This window comes from Corallococcus sp. AB018, assembly GCF_003986945.1.
GTDB lineage: Bacteria > Myxococcota > Myxococcia > Myxococcales > Myxococcaceae > Corallococcus > Corallococcus exiguus.
The window spans coordinates 22,847-44,791 of record NZ_RAWR01000038.1 but is presented as its reverse complement, the minus strand read 5'-3'; the positions used below and the strand labels follow the sequence as shown (position 1 = coordinate 44,791).

General features: G+C 65.9%; 21 protein-coding genes and 2 tRNA genes. 12 read left to right on the top strand and 11 right to left on the bottom strand.

Annotated features, from left to right (window positions below; all coding sequences use genetic code 11):
- Positions 1-31 precede the first annotated feature (31 nt).
- The 4 genes from D7Y11_RS10910 to dnaK form a co-directional block, all read right to left on the bottom strand.
- The gene (locus tag D7Y11_RS10910; RefSeq protein ID WP_126933639.1) at positions 32-2,563 is read right to left on the bottom strand and encodes an AAA family ATPase; all 2,532 of its coding nucleotides are present in this window, start codon (positions 2,561-2,563) and stop codon (positions 32-34) included.
- A gap of 54 nt (positions 2,564-2,617) precedes the next feature.
- Positions 2,618-3,025 (bottom strand): thiol-disulfide oxidoreductase DCC family protein, encoded by a 408-nt coding sequence (locus D7Y11_RS10905; RefSeq protein WP_120575124.1) that lies wholly within the window; start codon positions 3,023-3,025, stop codon positions 2,618-2,620.
- Positions 3,026-3,053: 28 nt separating this feature from the next.
- Positions 3,054-3,911: a hypothetical protein gene (locus D7Y11_RS10900; protein WP_120575123.1), complete on the bottom strand. Its 858-nt coding sequence runs from the start codon at positions 3,909-3,911 to the stop codon at positions 3,054-3,056.
- A gap of 219 nt (positions 3,912-4,130) precedes the next feature.
- Positions 4,131-6,044, bottom strand: a complete 1,914-nt coding sequence (dnaK, locus tag D7Y11_RS10895; protein WP_120575131.1) for a molecular chaperone DnaK — start codon at positions 6,042-6,044, stop codon at positions 4,131-4,133.
- Positions 6,045-6,448: 404 nt separating this feature from the next.
- On the opposite strand from dnaK, the gene D7Y11_RS10890 reads away from it, so the two are divergent.
- A complete protein-coding gene (locus D7Y11_RS10890; RefSeq protein WP_126933638.1) occupies positions 6,449-7,537 on the top strand; it encodes a diacylglycerol kinase family protein in 1,089 nt (362 codons plus the stop codon).
- Between the two features lie 63 nt (positions 7,538-7,600).
- On the opposite strand, the gene D7Y11_RS10885 is transcribed toward D7Y11_RS10890, so the two are convergent.
- The 5 genes from D7Y11_RS10885 to greB all read right to left on the bottom strand — a co-directional run bounded on the left by D7Y11_RS10885 (position 7,601) and on the right by greB (position 11,851).
- On the bottom strand, positions 7,601-8,362 hold the full coding sequence (locus D7Y11_RS10885) for a cyclopropane-fatty-acyl-phospholipid synthase family protein (protein WP_120575121.1): 762 nt from the start codon (positions 8,360-8,362) through the stop codon (positions 7,601-7,603).
- Between the two features lie 87 nt (positions 8,363-8,449).
- Positions 8,450-8,767 (bottom strand): YbeD family protein, encoded by a 318-nt coding sequence (locus D7Y11_RS10880; RefSeq protein WP_120575120.1) that lies wholly within the window; start codon positions 8,765-8,767, stop codon positions 8,450-8,452.
- A 34-nt stretch (positions 8,768-8,801) separates the two neighbouring features.
- Positions 8,802-10,121, bottom strand: coding sequence for a PhoH family protein (locus D7Y11_RS10875; RefSeq protein ID WP_120575119.1), 1,320 nt, complete (start codon positions 10,119-10,121; stop codon positions 8,802-8,804).
- 185 nt (positions 10,122-10,306) lie between these two features.
- Positions 10,307-11,302, bottom strand: a complete 996-nt coding sequence (locus tag D7Y11_RS10870; RefSeq protein WP_120575118.1) for a deacetylase — start codon at positions 11,300-11,302, stop codon at positions 10,307-10,309.
- 9 nt (positions 11,303-11,311) lie between these two features.
- Complete coding sequence (greB, locus tag D7Y11_RS10865; RefSeq protein ID WP_120575117.1) at positions 11,312-11,851, bottom strand: transcription elongation factor GreB; 540 nt, start codon at positions 11,849-11,851, stop codon at positions 11,312-11,314.
- 189 nt (positions 11,852-12,040) lie between these two features.
- Between greB and D7Y11_RS10860 the strand changes: the two genes are divergently transcribed.
- Positions 12,041-12,113: transfer RNA gene (locus D7Y11_RS10860), tRNA-Lys, on the top strand.
- 12 nt (positions 12,114-12,125) lie between these two features.
- A tRNA-Glu gene (locus tag D7Y11_RS10855) sits at positions 12,126-12,198 on the top strand.
- Between the two features lie 115 nt (positions 12,199-12,313).
- On the opposite strand, the gene D7Y11_RS10850 is transcribed toward D7Y11_RS10855, so the two are convergent.
- Together D7Y11_RS10850 and D7Y11_RS10845 are read right to left on the bottom strand one after the other, a co-directional pair.
- Positions 12,314-12,550 carry a hypothetical protein gene (locus tag D7Y11_RS10850; RefSeq protein WP_126933637.1) on the bottom strand — a complete coding sequence of 79 codons (237 nt, stop codon included), beginning with the start codon at positions 12,548-12,550 and terminating at the stop codon, positions 12,314-12,316.
- A gap of 194 nt (positions 12,551-12,744) precedes the next feature.
- Positions 12,745-13,053 carry a hypothetical protein gene (locus D7Y11_RS10845; RefSeq protein WP_121779317.1) on the bottom strand — a complete coding sequence of 103 codons (309 nt, stop codon included), beginning with the start codon at positions 13,051-13,053 and terminating at the stop codon, positions 12,745-12,747.
- A 638-nt stretch (positions 13,054-13,691) separates the two neighbouring features.
- On the opposite strand from D7Y11_RS10845, the gene D7Y11_RS10840 reads away from it, so the two are divergent.
- The 9 genes from D7Y11_RS10840 (at position 13,692) to D7Y11_RS44945 (ending at position 21,916) form a co-directional block, all read left to right on the top strand.
- Positions 13,692-14,546 carry a vWA domain-containing protein gene (locus D7Y11_RS10840; RefSeq protein WP_199753713.1) on the top strand — a complete coding sequence of 285 codons (855 nt, stop codon included), beginning with the start codon at positions 13,692-13,694 and terminating at the stop codon, positions 14,544-14,546.
- Positions 14,547-14,553: 7 nt separating this feature from the next.
- On the top strand, positions 14,554-15,315 hold the full coding sequence (locus tag D7Y11_RS10835; RefSeq protein WP_121761213.1) for a protein phosphatase 2C domain-containing protein: 762 nt from the start codon (positions 14,554-14,556) through the stop codon (positions 15,313-15,315).
- Positions 15,316-15,325: 10 nt separating this feature from the next.
- Positions 15,326-17,596 carry a hypothetical protein gene (locus tag D7Y11_RS10830; protein WP_126933636.1) on the top strand — a complete coding sequence of 757 codons (2,271 nt, stop codon included), beginning with the start codon at positions 15,326-15,328 and terminating at the stop codon, positions 17,594-17,596.
- Positions 17,597-17,702: 106 nt separating this feature from the next.
- On the top strand, positions 17,703-17,957 hold the full coding sequence (locus D7Y11_RS10825; protein WP_126933635.1) for a hypothetical protein: 255 nt from the start codon (positions 17,703-17,705) through the stop codon (positions 17,955-17,957).
- Between the two features lie 124 nt (positions 17,958-18,081).
- Positions 18,082-18,996 carry a DUF6310 domain-containing protein gene (locus tag D7Y11_RS10820; protein WP_126933634.1) on the top strand — a complete coding sequence of 305 codons (915 nt, stop codon included), beginning with the start codon at positions 18,082-18,084 and terminating at the stop codon, positions 18,994-18,996.
- Between the two features lies 1 nt (position 18,997).
- A complete protein-coding gene (locus tag D7Y11_RS10815) occupies positions 18,998-19,756 on the top strand; it encodes a DUF5953 family protein (RefSeq protein ID WP_126933633.1) in 759 nt (252 codons plus the stop codon).
- A gap of 250 nt (positions 19,757-20,006) precedes the next feature.
- On the top strand, positions 20,007-21,101 hold the full coding sequence (locus D7Y11_RS10810; RefSeq protein ID WP_126933632.1) for a LuxR C-terminal-related transcriptional regulator: 1,095 nt from the start codon (positions 20,007-20,009) through the stop codon (positions 21,099-21,101).
- 167 nt (positions 21,102-21,268) lie between these two features.
- Positions 21,269-21,730 carry a GNAT family N-acetyltransferase gene (locus D7Y11_RS10805; protein ID WP_126933631.1) on the top strand — a complete coding sequence of 154 codons (462 nt, stop codon included), beginning with the start codon at positions 21,269-21,271 and terminating at the stop codon, positions 21,728-21,730.
- Between the two features lie 57 nt (positions 21,731-21,787).
- Positions 21,788-21,916 carry a hypothetical protein gene (locus D7Y11_RS44945; protein ID WP_255431053.1) on the top strand — a complete coding sequence of 43 codons (129 nt, stop codon included), beginning with the start codon at positions 21,788-21,790 and terminating at the stop codon, positions 21,914-21,916.
- The last annotated feature ends 29 nt before the right edge of the window (positions 21,917-21,945 follow it).

Here is a 21,945-nt window from a genome sequence, read left to right as displayed (position 1 = left end):
CAGCGCCGCCTTCCGAACATGGCCCCAGCGCTCACTGCGCGGTCCGCCGCTCCAGCACCTGCCGGCTGAAGCGTCCGAAGTCCTCGTCGATGCCGCGAAGCTGGGCGGACAGCTTGCGCGCTCTCTCCCCCAATTCACCCGGGAGCGTCTCCAGCATGTTCAGCGTGGCCTTGAGCCGCACCATTTCGCCCTCCTTGAGCGCGAGCTGGGGGAAGCGGCTGCGCACCAGCCGCTCGAAGGTGCGCTCCGCGTCGGCACGGCCGTTGAGCGCCTCCGGGGCGGGCAGCGCGGACAACAACTGGGTCAGCCAGCTGCGCAGGTACTTGATGCGCGACTGGAGGAAGGACAGCTCCGCTTCGGCCACGGCAGCGCGGACCGTGTCGGAGAGGAACGCGGACGCGGACGCGGGACGTGCCGCCATCAGCTGTCCGTCCAGGCCCACGAGCGCGGTCAGCTCGCCGTCGGGGGCCTGCGCGGACAGCTCGCCCCGGTAGTAGGTGTACGCGTCGCCATTGAGCACGGCGTTGGGTGCCGGCGGCGGGCTGGCCACCTCGCGAGACAGCACGCGAGCATGCTCCCGGAGGCGGTTCTCCATCAGGTCGCGGCACTCGGCGAGCACCGGCTCCGCCGTCACGCCCTCGCGGCGCAGGTTCTCCGCCACCGCCTGCACCGCGCGGCCGTACTGCTCGATGCGCTCGAACGGGGTCGCGCCCAGCACCTCGCGCGCGTACGCCACGCTCAGTGGCCGGAGCAGCTCCTGCTTCAACCCCGCCTGGGACGGATCCAACGCCGTCAGGGCGTTCTCCAGCTGGGTGAGCCGCCGCGAGTCCGCGGACAGCGCATCCAGCGGATCCTTGCGGCCCCGGGGCGCCTGGGCGGGGAACGCCGCCGAAACGCGGCGTCGGAGTGCGGCCACCACCCGGCGGCGAGTGTCCTTGTCCGCGTCGCGCAGCCGCTCGTGGAGGGAGGGCACCGCCTCGCTGAGCATCGCCGCCAGCGAGCCCATCACGCCCAGCTCCTCCTCCAGGTTCTCCGCGAGCCCGACCAGCCACTCCATCTTGACGCTGTCCTCGAACGCGAGCCCCTCCGCCGCGGACGCGCTCATCTCCAGCGCCTGCTCCAGGAACCGCGCGGCCGACTCGCACAGCGCGGGGTAGCCCGGCTTCAGCTCCGGAACCGACCGGCTCAGCTCCAGGACGTCGCGGATGGCGATGAGCAACGCCACACCGCCGCGCCCCTCCCCCTGCCCCGCCGTCATGCCCCGAGACAGCCGCTGCTCCAGGGCCGCCACCAGCGCACGCGCCGCCACCAGCAGCGGCGCCCGGTTCTGACCGTGGCGAGGCCCGGGCACCAGCTTGCCCAGCACGCCGCGCGCGGTGGTGGACACCACGCCCGCCTGCCAGTTGCGGCTCAGGCCCTCCGCGGCGTTCACGTCGTCCGCGGCCGCGAGCGTCGTCGCCTCGCGCTCCACGCCACCGCCCAGCTCCTGCCGCACCTTGCCCAGCACCTCGTCGAAGGTGCGCTGCTCCAGCCGGACGATCTCCAGCTGCGCCCGCTCACGAGGGTCCACCGCCGCCTTGAGCAGCGCGTCCGCCTCCGCCGCGGGAGGACCGCCCAGGAGGAAGAACCAGCGCAGCGCGTCCAGGTCCTCCACGGTCGCTTCGAGCGGCCGGTCCGGGCGGCGGTAGATCTGATCGCGCACCACCGCGGCCTTCAACGTCCAGAGCGCCTTCACCACCGAACGCTGGGAGAAGTACTTCGTGGGCACGTAGTCCGGCAGCTTCGACACCTGCGCCACGAGCGCGCGCTCCAGCGCGTCCGTGAGCATCTCCACGCCCTCCAGCACGTGGCCGGGCACCTTCACCTGGGCCACCGCGTCCTGGAGCAGGTCCAACTGCTGGAGCGTCAACGTGGCGCGCAGGTCCGGCCGCGTCCCGTGCACGAAACGGTGCAGCATGGCGGCCCGGCTCTCCCGCCGGGCGAAGGCCTTGGGCACGAAGCTGATGAAGCTCAACCGGTCCGCGAACGCCAGGAGCAGCTCCGGCGAGCGCGCGAGCACCTCCGTGAGGTACCGGTTGCTCGTCATCACCACGCACTCGGTGCGGCCGGTCGTCACCTTGCGGCCGTGCTTCAGCTCGCGCTCGTACATCACGTTGAGGATGGAGCGCAGCAGCATGTCCCGGCCGTCAAAAACTTCGTCCAGGAACGCGTGCACCGCGCCCAGCATGCCCTCGTCGGTGAGGTACTCGGTGCGCCCCGTCTCCGTGAGCACCTTGAAGTCCACCGGACCGATGAGGTCCGTCTGCAGCGTCGTCTCCGCGATCTGCTTGGAGAACAGCGACGGCAGGCCGGACACCTCGTCGGTGATGCGCCCCAGGACGGCGCTGGCGACGGCGCTCTTCGCCGTCCCGGGCGGCCCCACCACCAGCACGTGCTCGCGGCAGAGCAGCGCCAGCTCAATCTGCGTGAACAGCGTTTCCCGCTCCAGGTACGTCTCTCTCAGCTCCCCGAAGAAGCGGCGAAAGGACTGGGCGGCCTGCAGGTTGGGAGGAGGCGAAGTCACTAAAGGGCCAGAGGTGGATGCGGGGAAGGCCGCATGCTACCCGCGCCCCTCCCCCTATTTGAAGTGCACCGCGCAGGCCCCGTCGGGGCAGTTGCGACCCGCGATGCGGAAGCGGTAGCGAGCCACCACCCCATACACCGCGTCCGCCAGCTGCCGCAGTCCGGGGACGTAGTACACGTAGAGCAGCCGCCCCAACGGCCGCCGGCCCAGCGCGCGGACGATGGCCTCCGCTCCCTCCAGGACGCGGCCGTCCGCCTGGATGAGCTGCATGGCCTTCTCGCAGCGCTCGAAGCTCACCCCTGGGAAAGCGTCCAGGACGCCCTCGTCGCGGAACGAGAGCAGCCGCGTACCCTGCCCGCCCACCACCTTGCGCATCTCCCGCGCGGCGCCGCTGCAGACGCGGCAGTGGCTGTCGTAGAGCACCACGTCATGTCCCGGCGGTGTCGTCTGGAGCGTCGTCATGCGTCAGCGTCCCCTTGCGCCCAGTATGTCAACGCGGCTTGAGCATCTCATGCAGTTGTCCGTGCACGCTGCGCCAGATGTCGTGTTGCCGTTCAATAGGATCCATCAGCGCCATGCCCACCGACGTCGCCGGGGAGCTGCCCTGGAAGGCCGAGTACTGTCGGATGCGCGTTCCGCCACTGCCGTCGTCGTCGAAGACGAACTGGTTGGTGCCGCGCAGCGGGTGTCCGTCCAGGGTGGTGATGTGGACGACGCGCTCCGTCTCGTTGAGCTTCACGGCGATGGGCGCCCACACCGGCGGCGGCCCCTGCTCCTCCAGGAACAGCCGGGCGCCATCCGTCAGCGCGCTCGCCGCCGGCCGCAGCGAGATGCCCGCCGCCCCGAAGAGCAGCTCCGGGTTGCTGACGAAGGCCTCGAAGGCGTCCCTCGCGGACACGCCGGGGATGGTGCTGGTGTAGTCGGTGAGCGCCGTGGGAGCGCCAGCAATCGGCGGGCTCGGGTCCAGGTGCCCCAGCTGCTTGCGCGCGTAGGCATCCATCGAGGCGCCCTTGTCCAACGTCACGCTGAAGGCGGCGGCCTGGGTCTGCTCCAGAAGCCGCGCCCCCTGTTTCAGCTGCTCCTGGATGGAGCCCGTGGGCTTCGGCGGGAACGCGCCCCCCACGCCGAAGTCGAAGCCGTTGCCCTCCCGCGCCCGGGGCGCCACCTGCGGCGCCCTCGAGGGAGTCGTGGCCTGCGCGCCGGTCCCCCGAAACACCTCCACGGAGTTGGCCGGAGCAGCCGACGTCCGTGAAGGCGCCTCCAAACGCGGGGCCAGGGGAAGCGATGCGCCCTCGGGCGCGGCGAGGTCGGGGAGGACGCCGGACAGCAGGGAGTCGATGCGGGACATGGCGGGACACCTTCGTGGTGGACAGCGAGGAACCCACCCTCCCCTTGCAGTGCCTCCGCCACACGCTCCCGCGTGAATTCGCGGGGTTGCTCCCGGCCCTCATCCCGCGTCCGGCACACCCGTCCACCGCCGCGGAGAAAAGAAGAAGGCCGGCGCCCCTCGTCGGAGCACCGGCCCTTGGGACTTCAGCCCCCGCCGCGGGGCGGGAGGCTCACGGCGTCAAGACTGGCGGAACTCGGCGTCCACCACGTCGTCCTTCGCGGACGGCTGGGCGCTGGAGCCCGGAGCCGCGGAGGGCTCGGCGCCCGGAGGAGGCGTGGCGCCCGGCGCGCCGCCGGTGGCCCGGTACATCTCCTCCGCTGCCTTGTAGCTGGCCTGCTGGAGCTTCTCGAGGGCCGCCTTGATGGCGTCCTTGTCCTGCCCCTCGCGGACGGAGTTCAGCTCCGCGACACCGTCCTCGACGGCCTTCGCCACCTCGGGGGTGAGCTTGTCCTTGTTCTCCTTGATCATCTTCTCCGCGGCGTAGGACTGGCTCTCCGCCTGGTTCTTCACCTCGACCAGCTCGCGGCGCGCCTTGTCCGCGGACTCGTTGCTGCGCGCGTCGTCGACCATCTTGCTCACTTCGTCCTTCGACAGGCCGGACGAGTGGCTGATGGTGACCTTCTGCTCCTTGCCGGTCGCCTTGTCCTTCGCGTTGACGTTGAGGATGCCGTTCGCGTCGATGTCGAACGTCACTTCAATCTGCGGCACGCCGCGCGGCGCCGGGGGCATGCCGGTCAGGTGGAAGCGGCCGAGGCTGCGGTTGTCGCCCGCCATCTCGCGCTCACCCTGCAGCACGTGGATCTCCACCTGCGTCTGGCCATCCGCCGCCGTGGAGAAGGTCTCCGACTTGCGCGTGGGGATGGTGGTGTTGCGCTCGATGAGCTTCGTCATCACGCCGCCCAGCGTCTCCACGCCCAGGGACAGCGGCGTCACGTCCAGCAGGAGGATGTCCTTCACCTCGCCGCCGAGCACGCCCGCCTGCACCGCGGCGCCCAGCGCCACGACCTCGTCGGGGTTCACGGAGCGGTTCGGCTCCTTGCCGAACAGCTTCTTCACCGCCTCCTGCACCATGGGGATGCGCGTGGAGCCACCCACCAGGACGATCTCGTTGAGCTCCTTGGGGTCCAGCCCCGCGTCCTTCAGGCACTTGCGACACGGCTCCAGCGAACGCTCCACCAGCGGGCCAATCATCTGCTCGAACTTGGCGCGCGTGAGCTTCACGTTCAGGTGCTTCGGACCCGACGCGTCCGCCGTGAGGAACGGCAGGTTGATCTCCGTCTGCGTCGCGCTGGACAGCTCAATCTTGGCCTTCTCCGCCGCCTCCTTCAGGCGCTGGATGACCATCTTGTCCTTGCTGACGTCGAGCCCGGTGTCCTTCTTGAACTCGCTGATCAGCCAGTTCATGATCTCCAGGTCGATGTTGTCACCGCCCAGGTGCGTGTCGCCGTTGGTCGCGAGCACGTCCACCACGTTCTCGCCCACCTCCAGGATGGACACGTCGAAGGTGCCGCCGCCGAAGTCGTAGACGGCGATCTTCTCATCCTTCTTCTTGTCCATGCCGTACGCGAGCGCCGCCGCGGTCGGCTCGTTCACGATGCGCTTCACCGTCAGGCCGGCGATCTCACCGGCATCCTTGGTGGCCTGGCGCTGGGCGTCGTTGAAGTACGCCGGGACGGTGATGACCGCCTCCGTCACCTTCTCACCCAGGTAGTTCTCCGCGGCGCGCTTGAGCTTCAGCAGCACCTGCGCGCTGATCTCCGGCGCGCTGTACTGCTTGCCGGCGATGTCCACGCGCGCGTCGCCGTTGGGGCCACGGCCCACCTTGTAGGGGACGAGCTTCGCTTCCTCGGTCGTCTCCTCGAAACGGCGGCCCATGAAGCGCTTCACCGAGTAGACGGTCTGCTCCGGGTTGGTGATGGCCTGGCGCTTCGCCACCTGACCGACCAGGCGCTCCCCGTCCTTCGTGAACGCGACCACCGAAGGCGTGGTGGGGGCTCCCTCTTCGTTGACGATGACCTTGGGCTCGCGACCCTCCATGATCGCCACCACGCTGTTCGTGGTGCCCAGGTCGATTCCGATAATCTTGCCCACGGTTCCCATCCTCTGGAAATGACTGCGTTTTTCCTGCGAAATCCCGATGTAAGCCCAACGTAACCACCCCCCCCGGCGTGTCAAACGCGAGGACGGGTTTCCCGTAGGCCCGGGCACCCAGCGCAAAGGTGATGACGCCCGCTGCGTAGCGCAGTGCGCAGGCCCGGCCGACCGCGTGTCACCGGAACGCCATCCGAGCGCCACGGGTGCGTAACGCGCTCTACACTGCCGTCACCCCGCGGTAGCAACCGGGCGGGCATTTTGGACACCAGCGGACCGTTCAACCCCTCGGAATCACTTCCACCTGCCCGCCTGACACCACGCGTCAGGGGTTGGCGAGAAAAGTGCACAGTCCGAACCGCGTCAGCGCTGTCATACCGCTCCCCGCCCCTTTGGAGTCGTCCATGCTGGTTCAGCCCCTGCGTTCCACGGACTTCCGCCGCTCGCCCGCGGCGCTTCCGTCCGTCGAACCGAAGGTCGCGGTGCTGCTGAACGCCAACGCCCGCAAGGTGGACGCCCGGGTGGTCAAGCTGCTGTCGCACGTGGTGCCGGAGGAGGACCTGTTCCTGTCGCGCTCGCCGCTGGACGCGCGGCGCATCGCGCAGACGGTGCTGGAGCGGGGCTACCCCACCGTCTTCACCGGCGGCGGCGACGGCACCTTCATGGGCTTCGTCAACGAGGTGCTGCAGCAGGTGGGCCCGCGCGGGAAGTTCGCCGGACAGGCCGCGCCGCGCTTCGGCATCCTCAAGCTGGGCACGGGCAACGGCATCGCGGCGTTCGTCAACGCGTCCAGCACCCGGGGCGACGGCATCCTCAACGACGTGGTGCGCGCCCGCGCGGCGGAAATCCCCAGCGTGCGCACCATGGACCTGGTGCTGGTGGACGGCCAGCGCGCGCCCTTCGCGGGACTGGGCGTGGATGGCAAGGTGCTCAACGACTACATCGCCGTGAAGGAGTCGCTGGGCAAGGGCCTGTTCAAGCGGGTCATGTCCGGCGGTGGCGGCTACTTCTCCGCGGTGGCCTTCAAGACGGTGCCGCACTACCTCACCAGCTCCGTGCTGGTGGAGTGCGAAGTCGTCAACGGCCCGTCGGAAGCCTACCGCCTGGGCGCGGAGGGCCAGACGGTGGGCGGGCCGCTGGCGCCGGGCGCGCTGCTCTTCCGGGGCAAGCTGATGATGGCCGCCGCGGGCACCATGCCCTTCTACGGCTACGGCTTCCGCATGTTCCCCCACGCGAATGACCGCCGGGGCTTCCTGCAGCTGCGCCTGGGACAGGTGTCGCCCACGCAGGTGCTGGCCAACCTCCCCCGCCTGTGGAACGGCCGCTGGGCTCCGGAAGGCCTGCACGACTTCCACGCCCGCGAGGTCACCATCCGCTTCGCGCGCCCCATGCCCTTCCAGGTCGGCGGCGACGCGGCCGGCTACCGCGAGCAGGTCACGCTGTCCGTGGCGCCCGAGTCCATCGAGCTGCTCGACTTCAACGGCGTGCAGTAGTCCCGGCGGTTGAAGGGCCCGCGTCTCCGGGCCCTCCCCCACGCATCAAGACTCCGACAGACTTCAGCCGCGGTCGCGCGACGCCGGGGGCTTCTCACCCGGTTCCTTGCGACGGCCCACCGCGAACGCGTAGCTGACGCCCGGCCGCTGGTTGTGCTCGCGGTGCAGGGCCAGCTCCTCGCGGAAGGTGGCGCTCTCCGGCGAGGCGCCTTCCGGCAGGTTCGCTTCCATGTCCTTGTAGAGCGCGTCCAGCTCCGTGTCGTGCAGCGACTCCACGGACTCCGGCTCGAAGCCGGAGGTCTCCAGCGCCTGGAGCAGCTCGCGCGGCAGCAGCAGCGGCGCGCCCAGGCGCTTCTCCCAGAAGTCCAGCACGGGCTTGGGCGTGAAGCGGCCCACGCGCGCCGGGAAGGTGAAGCCCACGCGGCCGCGCTTGCCCAGCAGCGGGCGGAACACGCGCAGCGACACGTCCAGCGGGTACTGCACGCGCCCCGGCACGAGGATGCCGTGGAAGGGACCGTCCAGCATGCCCAGCGCGTCCGGCGCCACGCGGCGCACTTCGATGCGATCCGTCAGGCCCTGGCTGCGCACGCGCTCGCGGACGGGGGACACCAGGGTCTCATCCGTGTCCACGGCCACCACGGAGCACTTGAGCTCCTGGGCCAGCAGCACGGCGGCGCCGCCCTCCGGACCACAGCCGAGCACCAGCACTCGGGAGCCCTGCTCCAGCTGGGCCACCTTGGCGAAGCGGCGCGTGGCGTCGTCGGATCCGAACGCGCGCTGCGCCCCCGGCGGGTGGTACAGCGGGAATTGCTCAGCGGGACTCATTCCACCCTCATATACGCACCCCGGCCGGACTTCCAGCCGCCGGCCGCCTCCGGGCGCCCTGGGGCATCCGCCCGCGCACCGCCTGCCTCACAGGTAGTAGACGATGCGGGGATCCTGGTGCAGCTCCGCGTAGATGCCCCGGCGCTGCTCCTCGGACAACAGCAGCACGGACACGCTCAGGGACACGAACTTCCCCTTGCGGCTGTGCTGCACGTGGATGGAGTCCGGGGAGACCTCCGAGCCCAGCTTCCGCCGGAAGAGCGAGCGCACGTGCTCCTCGAAGCCGGGCGTCTCCTCGACCGTCGCCTTGCCCATCACCTTGTACTCGTAGACGGAGGGGTACTCGACGAGGGGCTTCTTCTCCTCGCCGGGGGCGTCGGTCTTGTCGGTGCCATCCTGGGTCATGACTCGTCTCTATCAGGCGCGGGCCTTGGGCGCTTCACAGCAGGTTGGCCGCCAACTCGGCCAGCATGCTGCGCTCGCCCTTGGCCATGGTGATGTGGCCGGCGATCTTCTCGTTCTTGAAGCGGTTGACCACGTGCACGAGCCCGTTGTTCGTGGAGTCCACGTACGGGTTGTCGATCTGGAACGGGTCGCCGGTGAGGATGATCTTCGTGTTGTCGCCCACGCGGGTGAGGATGGTCTTCACCTCGTGCGGGGTGAGGTTCTGCGCCTCGTCCACGATGATGAACTGGTTGGGGATGCTGCGCCCGCGGATGTACGTGAGCGGTTCGATTTCCATCAGCCCCAGGTCGATGAGCTCATGGTGGCCGCGCCCGGCCTTCTTGTCCGCGCGGCTCAGGTTCATGAGGAACTCGACGTTGTCGAAGATGGGCTGCATCCAGGGGTTGAGCTTCTCCTCGACGCTGCCCGGCAGGTAGCCGATGTCCCGGCCCAGGGGGAAGATGGGACGGCTGACCAACAGCTTGTGGTACAGCCCCTCCTCCGTCACCTTCTGCAGGCCCGCGGCGATGGCGAGCAGCGTCTTGCCCGTGCCCGCCTTGCCCACGATCGTGACGAGTTTGATCTCGTCGTTGAGCAGCAGGTCCAGGCAGAAGGCCTGCTCCATGTTGCGCGGCCGGATGCCCCAGGTGCCTTCCTTGCTGTTGCGCGCGAGCGGTACCAGCCGCGCCTTGGCGCCACTGAAGCGGGCCATGGCGGTGTGGGACGGGTTGAGCTCGTCCTTGAGCAGCACCAGCTGGTTGGGGAAGAGCCGGTCCTGGGCCGGCACCTCCACTTCACCGCCGGGCTTGTAGAGCTGATCCACCATCTCCGTGGGGACGAGCAGCTCCGTGAAGCCGGTGTAGAGGTCGGTGATTTCGACGCGCTCGGTGTCGAAGTCCTGGGCGGAGAGGCCCAGGGCGTCGGCGCGGATCCGCAGGTTGGTGTCCTTGGTGATGAAGACGGCCTGGGTCTCCGGCTCGGTCTCCATCATGTCCAGGGCCACCGCGAGGATGCGGTTGTCCACCAGGTTGCTGTCCGCCATGGAGGACGGCAGCGAACGGTCGGTGAAGGCCACGCGGAGCATCCCGCCGTGCGGCAGCGGGACACCCTCCTTCAAGGAGCCCTCGGCGCGGAAGGAATCTAGGTAGCGCGCCACCAGTCGCGCGTTGCGCCCCAGTTCGGAGAGATCGCGCTTGAACTGATCGATCTCCTCGATGACGTAGATGGGGATGATGACGTTGTTGTCCTTGAACCCGTAGATGCTGCGGGGGTCATGGAGGAGGACGTTCGTGTCGAGGATGAAGTTCTTTCGCATCGAGGGCTTCGCGACCTGACCTGGTTCGGGTGCGATTGCTGACGGCGAGCGACGACCGTGGAGGACCAACACCGCTGAATATAGGCACCGAACGAGGGGCCAGCAGCCGCATTCCCGTCTGAAAGCGCGAAGGTCCGTCCGAAACAGCACGGGCGTTCCGGAAACGGGGCGCTACCGCGGGCCCCTCAGGACGTCGCGGCCGAGCGCACCGGGGCCGGCGCGGGCTCGCTGGCGTCCTGGAAGAGCGACGCGGGCGCCAGCGGATCATACCCGAGCACCTCCACCACCCTTTCGGGCGGAGGGCCGGGAGGCATGCGGGCCCAGGGGAAGCGCGCCTGCAACGCCTCTTCGTCCAGCGACAGCGCCTGCTTCGCGTGGAGGCGCCAGGCCTTGTGCCAACCGCCCGTGTCGAGCCGCCGGGCCACCCGCCGCGACAGGGGGCTGATCATCGGCGTGGGCGTGAAGAGGGTCGGCTGTCCCTGCGCGTCCCGCATGCAGCCCAACTCCACCGCCCACGCCAGCATCCAGCGGGGCCAGCCGCGGCCCGCGCGGCGAAGGGCGCTGAAGTGCCCCTGCGCGACGCCGTCCGCGAAGGTGAAGCGCCGCTCGTAGACGCACGCGGCGGAGAAGGTCGCGGGCATCAGCGCCACGCCTTCCGCGCCGATGCGGCGGGCCATGAGGTGCAGGAGCTCCAGCAGGTCGCGCGACAGCGAGAGTCCAGGATGGAGCTGTCCCGGCAGCGGCGGACGGTTCCAGTCGAAGGGGCGCCCCGGGTGCTGCAGGAGGAGGCTGTCCACGTAGAGCAGCGGCGCCTCCGCGGCCGAGCGGGTGAAGCCGACCTCCGCGCCCATGGCCTGACGCAGGGACAGGTCCACGACGGCAGCGTGATAGCGGCGGCTCAGGAGCGTGATGCGCGGCTGGAACGGGTCCTGGCAGGACAGGCGCAGCTCGACGGGCCCTACCCGCTCTTCCAGGCGCTGCGCGAAGCCATAGGCCCGGAGGGCGTGCTCCAGGCCCTCGCGGCTGTAGGTGCCGAACGCCAGGCCCACGCGGTCGCCGCCGGACTCCAGGCCCAGGTCCTCCAGGGACAGGGACTCCCCCGCGGACGCGGCCAGGTCCGCGCTGTTCAGGCGCGAATAGATGCGGCGAGCATGGGTGGTGAGCTCTGGCGTCCGGGGCATGGGAGCGTCCTAGTCGTAGCGGATGTCCACCAGGGTGAGTTCAATCTCCCCCCGCGGGCGCCGCACCTCCACGGTGTCGCCCGGGGCCTTGCGCAGGAGCGCGCGGCCCATGGGTGACTCGACGCTGATGCGGCCACCGGCGGCGTCGATCTCGTCCGAACCGACAATCTGGTACGTGCTGCGGATTCCGCCCTCGTCCTCCAGGGTGACGGTGGCGCCGAAGTAGACTTTCGAGCGGTCCGCCTGTTCCGAGGGGGTGACGATGGTGGCGGTGTCCAGGCGCTTCGAGAGGAAGCGGATGCGCCGGTCGATCTCCCGCAGGCGCTTCTTGCCGTAGATGTATTCGGCGTTTTCTGAACGGTCGCCCTGGGCAGCGGCGGCGGAGACCTCGGCGGTGACCTTGGGGCGGGCCTCGTTGAGCAGCTGGAGCAGCTCGCGGTGCATGCGCTCGGCGCCCGCGCGGGTGAGGTAGCGGCGGAACGGGGCCTGCTCCCCTGCCTCTTCGTCCTCAGCGGCGTCGTCGGGCGGTTCGGGAGCTTCCTGGGCCATGCCCCGTGTATAGCGCCGGACGCTGACGGACGGCGGGTGCCCGGCGAGCGGATGTTCACCCAGGGGCGGGACGGAGCGTGTCAGGAAGGGGCGCCTGCGATCGCCAGTGGAACTCCCCGGGCGCTGCTGGTAGGAAGCGCCTCGCGGGGCCGCTGGCGGATCCGCAGCCGGTGCCAAAAAAAGAATAGCGAGTCGCTAGCTCAGCTGGTAGAGCACCGGCCTTTTAAGCCGAGGGTCGGGGGTTCGAGCCCCCCGCGACTCAAGCAGTGACGACGTCCCCGTCGTCTAGAGGCCCAGGACGCTGGCCTTTCAAGCCGGTAACACGGGTTCGAATCCCGTCGGGGACACTGAAGGACCGAGGCCGGAAGCCGCTGAGACCCAGCGGTTTCCGGCCTCGGTCTTTTCTGGCCCCGAAGCGTCTCCAGCCTCTAGATGGCGCGGTGTTTCTCCCGTCACGGTTCGTCAGGGGCGGAGCGTGCGCTTCAGCCGCGCCAGGTCCGAGAAGTATTTGACGTCATCCCAATTGCCAGACAGCGCGGAGTTGTCTGCCCCCGCCGAGAGCCTTGACAGCCACCCGCCGTTGTCGAGCTTCTCGATGGGGAGCACCCGATAGCCCGCCTGCTGCTGCCGGACAGGCGGGACCTCCGGATGTCGAACAGGAGGGCTGGGCGTCTCCCCCACGTCCGGCCCTGGGGCCATGCTCCGCGCAGACGCCGAGCGCGCAGAAGCCGAGCGCGCAGAAGCGGCACGTGTCACGAGCCCACTGGCCAATCAGAGCCCCACTTCGATGCGCCGGGTCATGGCAGATCCCCAGATCACAGACAGAATGTACATATGGCATCCCAGGATACCCCCATTGGAGCCTGCCCACGCCCCTGGGGCTGGAGCGCAGCTCAGCAATGCTTCTTGATGAGGGCCTTACAGGCGGTGACCGCTTCGTCCATGGTGCAGTGGGTCTGCGCGCAGTTCGGCCGGCCCGTTTTCGGGTCCTTGCAGTACTCCAGCACGACCCAACAGGACGCGCCCATGGAGGACACATCCCCGGACTGAGCCATATCTGGCTCCGAGCGATGCTTGATGACCATTTCGGTGCCATCCTCCGTGGTGACAATCTGGCCCTGCTCCGCCAGACCGTCGACCTCCGCTCCACAGCCCACGAGCGGAATCACAGCCAGCATCATTCCTACGAGCAGCTTCTTCATGGTCGGTCCTTTGGGACGAGCAGACGCCGCGTCGGCGTCACCGGGCCGGGGAGCGCCCGGCCATCAGCGCCTTGAGTAAAGCACAACGAGCAGTGACGCCCCTCGTCATGTCCAGCGGAGATCGTGAAGCGGATCATCTCGCCGGAGTTCGCACTGGACTTCGTCTGGGGGAGAAGCAGGTGCACGTACGCACTCGACCGGGCTGGCATCCAGCGGGACGGGGATCTCAACCCGCATGCGCACTACGCCCCTATAGAAGAGTGCTGCCTATGATGAGGCGTGACGAGCCAACCCCCAAGCGCTCCACCGGAATGGGGACTGCTCCGGGCAGATTGAACCCATTCATCACTTCATTCCGAGGCAGCCCGCCCGGCATCTACCCCACAGCCCCCTGGGTGAACATGGACCGAGGCAGGTCTCCCGAATGTAGAGGCTACGAGTTCGCCCCCCTCGTGCCCGGCACACCCTGAAGACTGGCGATCCAGCTATTCCGTCTTCGCCTCCTGTTGGAAACGACGCGGAGGACTCGCTGTAGTCGTAGCTCAAGCGGGTACCGGACGTCGTCCATTCGGCTCTTGAGAGCTCCATTGATTGATGGGAAGTTCACCAGACCGCAGCCGTCTCGGCGGGAAACCTTCATGGGGGTCGTCGTGGCTTACTCGGCAGAAATCAGCAGAAGCAACCCGACGTGCTTGCTGTTCTTGGTAGACCAGTCGGGATCAATGGCTGACCCGTTCGGTGGCAGCGGTGAATCGCAAAAGAAGAAGGCTGATGGCGTTGCAGATGCAACAAACCGACTCCTTCAGAACCTGGTCATCAAGTGCGCAAAGGAGGAGGGCATCCGCGACTATTTTCACGTCGGCGTCCTCGGTTACGGAGCCAGCGTCGGTTCCGCGTTCAGCGGTTCGCTCGCGGGTCGTGACACGGTGCTTATCAGCGAGGTCGGAAACTCGCCCGCTCGGATCGACGAGCGCACCCGCGAGCGCGATGATGGCGCGGGCGGCATTCTGAAGGAGAAGATCAGGTTCCCGATCTGGTTCGAGCCAGTCGCGAATGGAGGTACGCCGATGTGTCAGGCAATCACGCGCGCCAAGGAAATTCTGGAAGGATGGCTGCGCCAACACCCCGATGCATTTCCTCCCATCGTCGTGAATATCACCGACGGGGAAGCAACCGACGGCGACCCCACCGCCGTCGCCGAAGCTCTTCGAAAGCTCCGAAGCAGCGACGGAGAGGTTCTCTTCCTTAACGTGCATCTCTCCTCAAGGAGGAGCACGCCGATCGAATTCCCGGACACCGAGGTGATGCTCCCTGACCAGTTCGCCAAGCTGCTCTTTCAAATGTCGAGCCAACTCACGCCGGGAATGCGCACCACCGCCGAGCAGGAGGGTATCAAGACCTCCGATGGTACTCGTGGCTTCGTCTTCAACGCGGACATGGTGGCCGTCATCAAGTTCCTGAACATCGGCACGCGGCCCAGCAACCTGCGGTAGGTGACGCATGGAAGTGGAGATCAACGAAGAAGTCTTTTGGGTGCAGAAGGCCGGAAGTTCGGTCGCCGAGTACGAGGACTCGTTTTCTTCGAAGGGACCGGCGCGCAAAACCGGCGATTCCTTTCGCTTCGCAATCTCTGACGGAGCCACTGAGAGTTCGTTTTCAGGCGTGTGGGCACGACTGCTCGTGTCGTTGTTCTTCGAGTCCAACGACACCATGGATGTGCCAAGCCTATTGGCTAGCGCACGCCCTCGATGGGCCGCCGAGGTCGGGAGGAAAGAGCTTCCATGGTACGCGGCAGTCAAGGCCCAGGATGGGGCGTTCGCGTCGTTCCTAAGCCTGCACCTTCGGACTGGTCGCGATGGGCAAGAGCACTCGACATGGCGCGCCCAAGCAGTCGGAGACTCTTGTCTCGTGCAAGTGCGAGCTGAACGCGTCGTGTTTCGCTTCCCACTGGAGCATTCATCTGAGTTCGGCTCATCACCCTTCTTGCTTCCGAGCAACCTGGGCGACTCGGTAGCTATCGAAGAGCACCTTCGCATCGCAGAAGGCACCTGCGAGCCAAGCGATACGCTGTACCTGATGACCGACGCCCTTGCTTGTTGGTTCATGGCAGAGGACGAAGCAGGACGCGCTCCTTGGCGTGTCCTCCGAGACCTGAACACGAAGGACCAAGCCGAGGCCTTCGACGCAATGATTGCGCGACTGCGCAGGGAAGGCACGCTCAAGAACGACGACTCGACCTTGATGCGGATTGACGTTTTCTAACGGAGCGTCAATGTCCCTTCCTACCGATAGCGAGTACCAAGAGGCTGTTCAGAATCCAAGCCAAGTATTCAGCGACCCGGATTTGAAATCCGGGCAGCCCGAACTCACCAGTCCGGCACTTCCATTCCCTAAAGCAAGGTCCGGGAACTTTGCGACCGTATACCGGCTGAACTGCGGCACGCAGTCATGGGCAGTACGTTGCTTCACACGTTCGATCCACCCCGACCAGAAGCGGCGTTACGCGGAAATAAGCAGGCACCTCGAAGGAACCAAGCTGCGCTACGCGGTGGGCTTCACACTCATCGAAAAGGGCATTCAGGTACGGGGCCAGTGGTTGCCCATCCTGAAGATGGAGTGGCTTAACGGCGAGTCTCTTGGGTCGCACATTGAACGAAACCTGCGCTCCCCGAAGGCGTTGCTTGCACTGGCGACCAAGTGGGTCGAAATGACTCGGGCACTGCGCCAGTCCGGAATCGCCCACGGAGACCTTCAACACGGGAACGTCCTCATCGTCGGCGGTGAACTGCGTCTTATCGACTATGACGGAATGTTCGTGCCTTCGTTGGCAGGCTCCACGAGTTACGAGCGCGGACACGACAACTACCAACACCCTAAGCGAGGTGACCTCTTTGGCCCGGACCTCGACAACTTCTCCGCATGGGTGGTTCTCATTTCCATCTTGGCGCTCGCAAGCCAGCCGCAGCTCTGGGACCAATTCAAAGGCGGCGACGACTGCCTGCTCTTTCGTAAGCGCGACTTCTCCGAGCCTGAGAAATCGAAGGTACTGCTCGCGCTCCTGAACTCCCGAGAGCAAAGTGTTCGATCGCTCACCGCGCTCTTCAAGACTTTGCTCTCTCTTCCTGCCGGTCAGGTTCCCCCACTTGACGGCAATCTGCTTCAGACCGCACCGCCAACATCTCAGTCGAGTGCCATTCCAAGTTGGGTGGGTGATCATAAGTCCGCCCATGCACCAAGGTTGCCAACTGCTCCCTCATCGCAGACCCCAGCCGACGCTCCTGCTTCTTGGGTCCTCGACTTCGTTGAGCCCCCCACGAAAGCGTCAGCTCAATTCGTTGGGAGCAAGGCCAGTGAACAGGTAATAACGGCCTATAGTGTCATTTTCGCGCTCGTGGTCGGAATCGGAGTCTTGGGTGGGGCGCTACCTGCACTAGCGCTCTTCTCTGTTCCATTCGTCGCGCTCTTTATTGTGCTTTTTCTTCTCTTTCAGCATCATCGAGAGCCAGCCGCCCAAGCTCGTTCACAGGCACGCCGCAATCTTCATGAAGCAAAAAAAGACGCGCACAAGGGTGAATCACTCGTTGCGTCGCTCGCGAATGAATTAAGGCACGTGAAGAGTGAGTTCACAGTAGTGAGCGAGCAACATCGCAAGGCCGAAGAGACAATCCAGAAGAGGAAAGCCAAGGAACTGGAGCGACATAACACAAAGCACCAGTCAGAGCGGGCGCAGATTACGCAGGAACAGCGAGCCGTGGACCTCTTTGAGAGTGACCGACTCGGGATCATCCAAAGGGATTCAGGCGCACGAATCTCTGGCCTGCAGCAGCGGATCGCAGAAGTAACGCTCAGCGAACAATCGGAAATGAACGATGCGCTGCAGGCCTTGCAAAAGCAGTTCATCTCCACCGCGCTGCATCGAGCAACGCTAGGTAATGCAGACATCCCGGGCGTCAAGGCTGCACTAAAATACAAATTGGACATGGCGGGGTTCTACACGGCCGCGAGCATTTCGTCGCCGCACGCGGTGCAACACGTGCACGGCATCGGTCCTGCCAGAGCGCATGCGCTCTGGATTTGGCGCCAAGCAGTCGAGCGCCAGGCTCGCTCCATGATGCCCACGAAGCTAGATGGGAGCGCCACCCAGAACATCCGCGGCAAGTACGCCAAGCTCCATGCTGATTTGGAGCTTGAGCTTGACCGCATGTGGCAAAAGAACGCTGATGAGATCAATTCTGTCCGAGTTCAGGTAGCGCGCGAGCGAGAGCGCCTTGCTGTGCTCGAACGCCAAGCCGACGGGAGCTTGAAAGCCGCCGACTTGGCAGTACGGGATCGATTCGCGCCCGAATTCGTTCAGGCCCAGAAGGAGCTGGACGCAGCCTCCTCAATTGCACACAAGGCCATCAGCCAAATTGAGAGCAAGCTACAGGCAGCTCGCGCCGAAGCCTTTCGCCTTCAGTATCGCCGAGAGATAATGCGTAAAGATTTATCATCATACGATCCCGTGCGCTTTGGGAAGTACATGCGGCGACTGGTCGCCCGCTGACGGGCCCCTGAACACCTGGGAGAGCTACTTCGACTCATTCTACGTCACGAAATGGACGCCCAGGCCCCTCACCATTCGGCTCAAGATCGAGGTGCACGCCGGCAACGTGGCGAGCGTCTTTGTCAGCAGCCAGTTCGTCTACCAGCAACCCTGGGGCGGAGGAACTGGAGCGATGCGCTTCTGGCAAATCACAATTGCTGACAACTCGAAAGCACCACAACAAACCTACACTGCACTTGTTCCAGATGATATCGATCAGGGCGAAATCTCGAAAAATCAACTCGCATTCATTGCGCTCCGTGGAGTCAATTGGGGGTCATTCTCCGCCTGGATCGTCACATTTCTTGCGCCAGCAAAATAAGGGGCGTCGACTGCAAGCGCCGAAATCTAGAGGCCCCATCAATGTCCGCGTCTCGTCCTGGAGTATCCCACAAGCGGCCAGCCCTGCTCCCATGGCTCGCTGGCTCGATTGAAGAAACGTGACCATGCGATTCCGCGCCTGCGCCGCAATTCTGCTCATCCTCTCCGCGTGCGCTACGTCGGCACCGTCCCCAAGAGAGCGTGTGCCCCAGAACCCGAGGATTGCCAACCTCCTTCGAGCGGCGAAACTGCCCTGGGCTGACGACGGGCGGTGCGTTGTCCGCGAAGCGTCCCAGCCTTGGCCCGTACTGATAGAGAAGTGCTATCGAACCCTCGACCATGACCGGATCGAGTTCCACGACACCACGGGAAGATGCACGGTCGCCTCCGCTGACGCCGCTGCCGTGGGAATCGGGTTCTGCGTACTGGCGGCTCCTGAGATTGCCGTGGGGGCCGTGATCGTACTTGGCGTGGTGGTGGTCGGCGTCGCCATCAAAGAGGCGCTGGACGCGTATGAGCTGCGGCACGCCTACCCCGAGGAAGCTGGGGCCTCACGAGGAACGCAGGTGGCATCCCGGGAAGCTGAAGTGCAACGCAAGCCCAAGCTGAAGCCCGAGCCAGCGGGTCAGGACTGGCTCCCCCCGGTGCCGCCCGGATCACCGGAGCGCGAGCGCAGTCCTGAGTGCAGGCCCGTCCCAGTGCCGCATCGTGGCGGCAATGACCCGCACAACGACTGCGCCGACCTCCTTCCGCAGAACAGCTTCCCCGGCTGGGACGTGCTTGTTAATGGCAAGCAGTTTGACGCGCTGGTGCTCGTTACGCGGACTCTATGGGACGTCAAGACTGATGAATTCGACAAGCACAACCTGCGCTCCCAGCAGTTTTTTGCACGAGTGAAGCTACCGGAGCTGCAACGCGAAAGAAGACTTGCAGAGGCGTGTGGATACAAGTTTGTTGTTGGCGTGCGAAGCGCTGCGCACAAAGCCGCTATTGAGAAGCTGGACAACACCCTCGCGATTGTTGTCATGGATTGGTGCTAACATGGCGGTCCTTCCTAATGAACTTGGCATCATTGTCTATGCGCCTGCGCTCGTGAATGACGACAGGCGACCTCTCGCTATCGTTCACGGGATGGAAGGCGCGCTTCCTGGTCTGCGGCTAGAGTGGACGCTCTCTGAAAAGGAAGTTCTTCTTGCGTTGCCTCGCCGCGACGAATGGGTCGTTTCAGATAGGGCGGACAACGGGTTTCCGTTCCTTTGCAACGATGACGAGAACCGCCCGGTAACGATTACCGGATGGGAGAATCCGAACGGGCTTGCGGCAGGGAGCCCGCCGCACTTGGAGGTTCACGGTTCGCTGCACCTGGACGCAGCCGGTATCGCGGCGGGAGCGGATGTGCTGGCAGCCATAGGGGAAGGCGCTCGCGCTTTCTGGGGACGCGCGACGCCGTCCAACGCGGCCGTCGAGATTTCGCAGCAGACGATTGATCCGGTGCGTAAGCCGGGTGTCCCACCACGCGGGCTCCCAGCGCTTAGGTTTCCGGACTACATCCGCTCGCCTGAAATTCCGCATTACCTCGGGTGGCTGAACTACTGGTCCGCTGCCGCCGCGCAGGCCCTCGGCTTTCCGGACCCGACCCGCGACGCCGAACTGCTTTCACGGGCGCGGCGCACGGCATCGGGCGGCTGGGTCGTGCAGCTCACTGACGCGCCGCTCGACCTGGACAACCCCGCCCACCTGGACACGCTCAAGCGGACCTACGAGCGGTTCCCCGAGATCGGCGGACGCGCAGCGCCTTGACCCGATTCAGGGACCCGGTGCGTCACTCCGGCTGTAGGAAAGAGACCCACTGCGCGAGCATTTGCGATGGTAGCCTTCCCATTCGGGAGGTCATGCACCATTGCTCCAACCGTTCAGATTGGCGCTCGCGCTTGAGCCTGGCCAGGCTCAGTCAATCCCTCTGGAGAGTGGGGGACAGGTTTTCAGTCGGTGGCTATGGATGAGAGGTCACCTCGTACAAATCGAGGGGTGGCCTACTCCAGGAGGGTGAATGGTCCGTCTACCGAATCTCACTGCCGCCGAGTACTCGCTCAGGGAAGAGGCACTCCTCGCCCTCCATGACCCGCTGAGCCTTCCTGAAGCCCTCAAGGCACTCCGGCCCCACCTCCTCCAACTCGCGCAGGCCGACGCCATGGCGCTGTGCCTCATGGAGGATGGGCGATCGCCAGGGAACGAATGGCACGTTCCGGGCCATCGCCTTCCCATCCTCGAGCGGTACGACGAGGTGATCAAACATGACTTCTTCCGGGAGCCCATCTTCAAACGGCGCAACTGGGTCGTCCGCGAATCGCAGCTCATGTCCCGCAAGGAGTTCGAGGGGAGCTTCATCCGCCAACGCAGCATTGAGTTGGGGCCACCCATGGAGCACATCATGGCCGTCCTCCTCACCATCCGCCCCGGCGTCTTCGCCGCCCTCGCGCTCTATAGACACCTGCCACGGCCTTTCTCCGCTCAGAACGCCGACGCTCTCGCGAGCATCACCCGGCACCTGACCCAAGCCATCCGCAAGTGCGGCATCACCGAGGGCCTCGCCACCTACGCCAACATCCTCGAGGAGCTCTACCGCCGCCCCAATGGCGCCATCCTCGTCGTGGAGCCACCCCACCGCGAGGTGCTGCGCTCCCCGAACGCCGCCGTCCTTTTGGAGCGATGGTTCGCCCCTTCCGACCTCCACTCGTCCGGCATTCCTCGCCCCCTCAAGGAGCAGTTGGACGCCCTGCTGCGCATGACGCCGGATGCCCGGCTCGACAAGGACTCCTGGGTCCGCATGCACGGGAATTGCGCCCGCGTGGTCCGGTTCATCCAACTGCGTGCCCCCGAGGGGCCCCGGAAATGGGCCCTCATGATGAACGAACTCCCCCAATCCATCCCGCTCCCTGAGCAGATGAAGTGCCAGCTCACCCCCACCCAGGTCACTGTCGCCATGGGCATGCTCAGCAACTGGAACGACCAGCGAATCGCCGAGGAGCTGGGGATCGCCCGCAACACGGTGAAGAGCCACGTGAAAAACATCTTCGCCACGCTGCGCGCCGACAACCGCTTGGACCTTCTCTACCAGGCGGCTCGCCTCAACATGCCTGTCTGACCAAGAACCCTGGACGGCCCTCAGCATTTCGAGCGTTCCTCGCAGTCGGTTCTGGAGGTGCGTTCGACGAAGTGCTGCATGCCCGCGTCTTGTAGCGCGCCATTGGGCAGGTGCCTCTCCCCCAGAAGGGGGATTGCCCCCAGTTGAGGATAAAGTGACAGGACACCATGGTCCCCTCTTCTCTCGACTGGCAGTGGAAGCGCTTCAACGAGCTCACGCTCGAGGAGCTGTACCGGCTGCTCGCGCTGCGCTCCGAAGTCTTCGTAGTGGAGCAGAAGAGCCTCTATCTCGATGCGGACGGCCTGGACGCCGAGTGCTTCCACTTGCTCGGGGGCGTCCCGGGCACGGGGCAGTTGGGCGCATACCTGCGCGCACTGCCGCCCGGCCTCAAGTTCCCCGAGGCGAGCCTCGGCCGCGTCGTCACCGCGCCGGCGCTGCGCGGGCAGAGGCAGGGCCGTGACCTGGTCGAGCGCGGACTGCACTTCCTCTCCGAGCGCTTTCCGGGCGCGCCTGTGCGCATCGGGGCGCAGGCCTACCTGCAGCGCTTCTACGAGGGCTTCGGCTTCGTGGCCGTGAGCGACATCTACGACGAGGACGGCATCCCGCATCTCGACATGCGCAGAGGCTGACGAAGGAGCATCGGACGAACAGCTGCGGTTTCTTGTGAGGCGCGACGCCTCACGCGCGTGCCCGGCCAGTCCGGCACCGGCACTCGCATCCCCTTCGAAGGCCGCGGCTACCCGTACGCGGAGCTCACTGCGGAGAGCTGGTCACTGGGGATGATTCCGCACCTGTGGCGAGTGCTGCCGGGCTGAGCCGGGGCTTCGCCTCACGGCACAGCTCC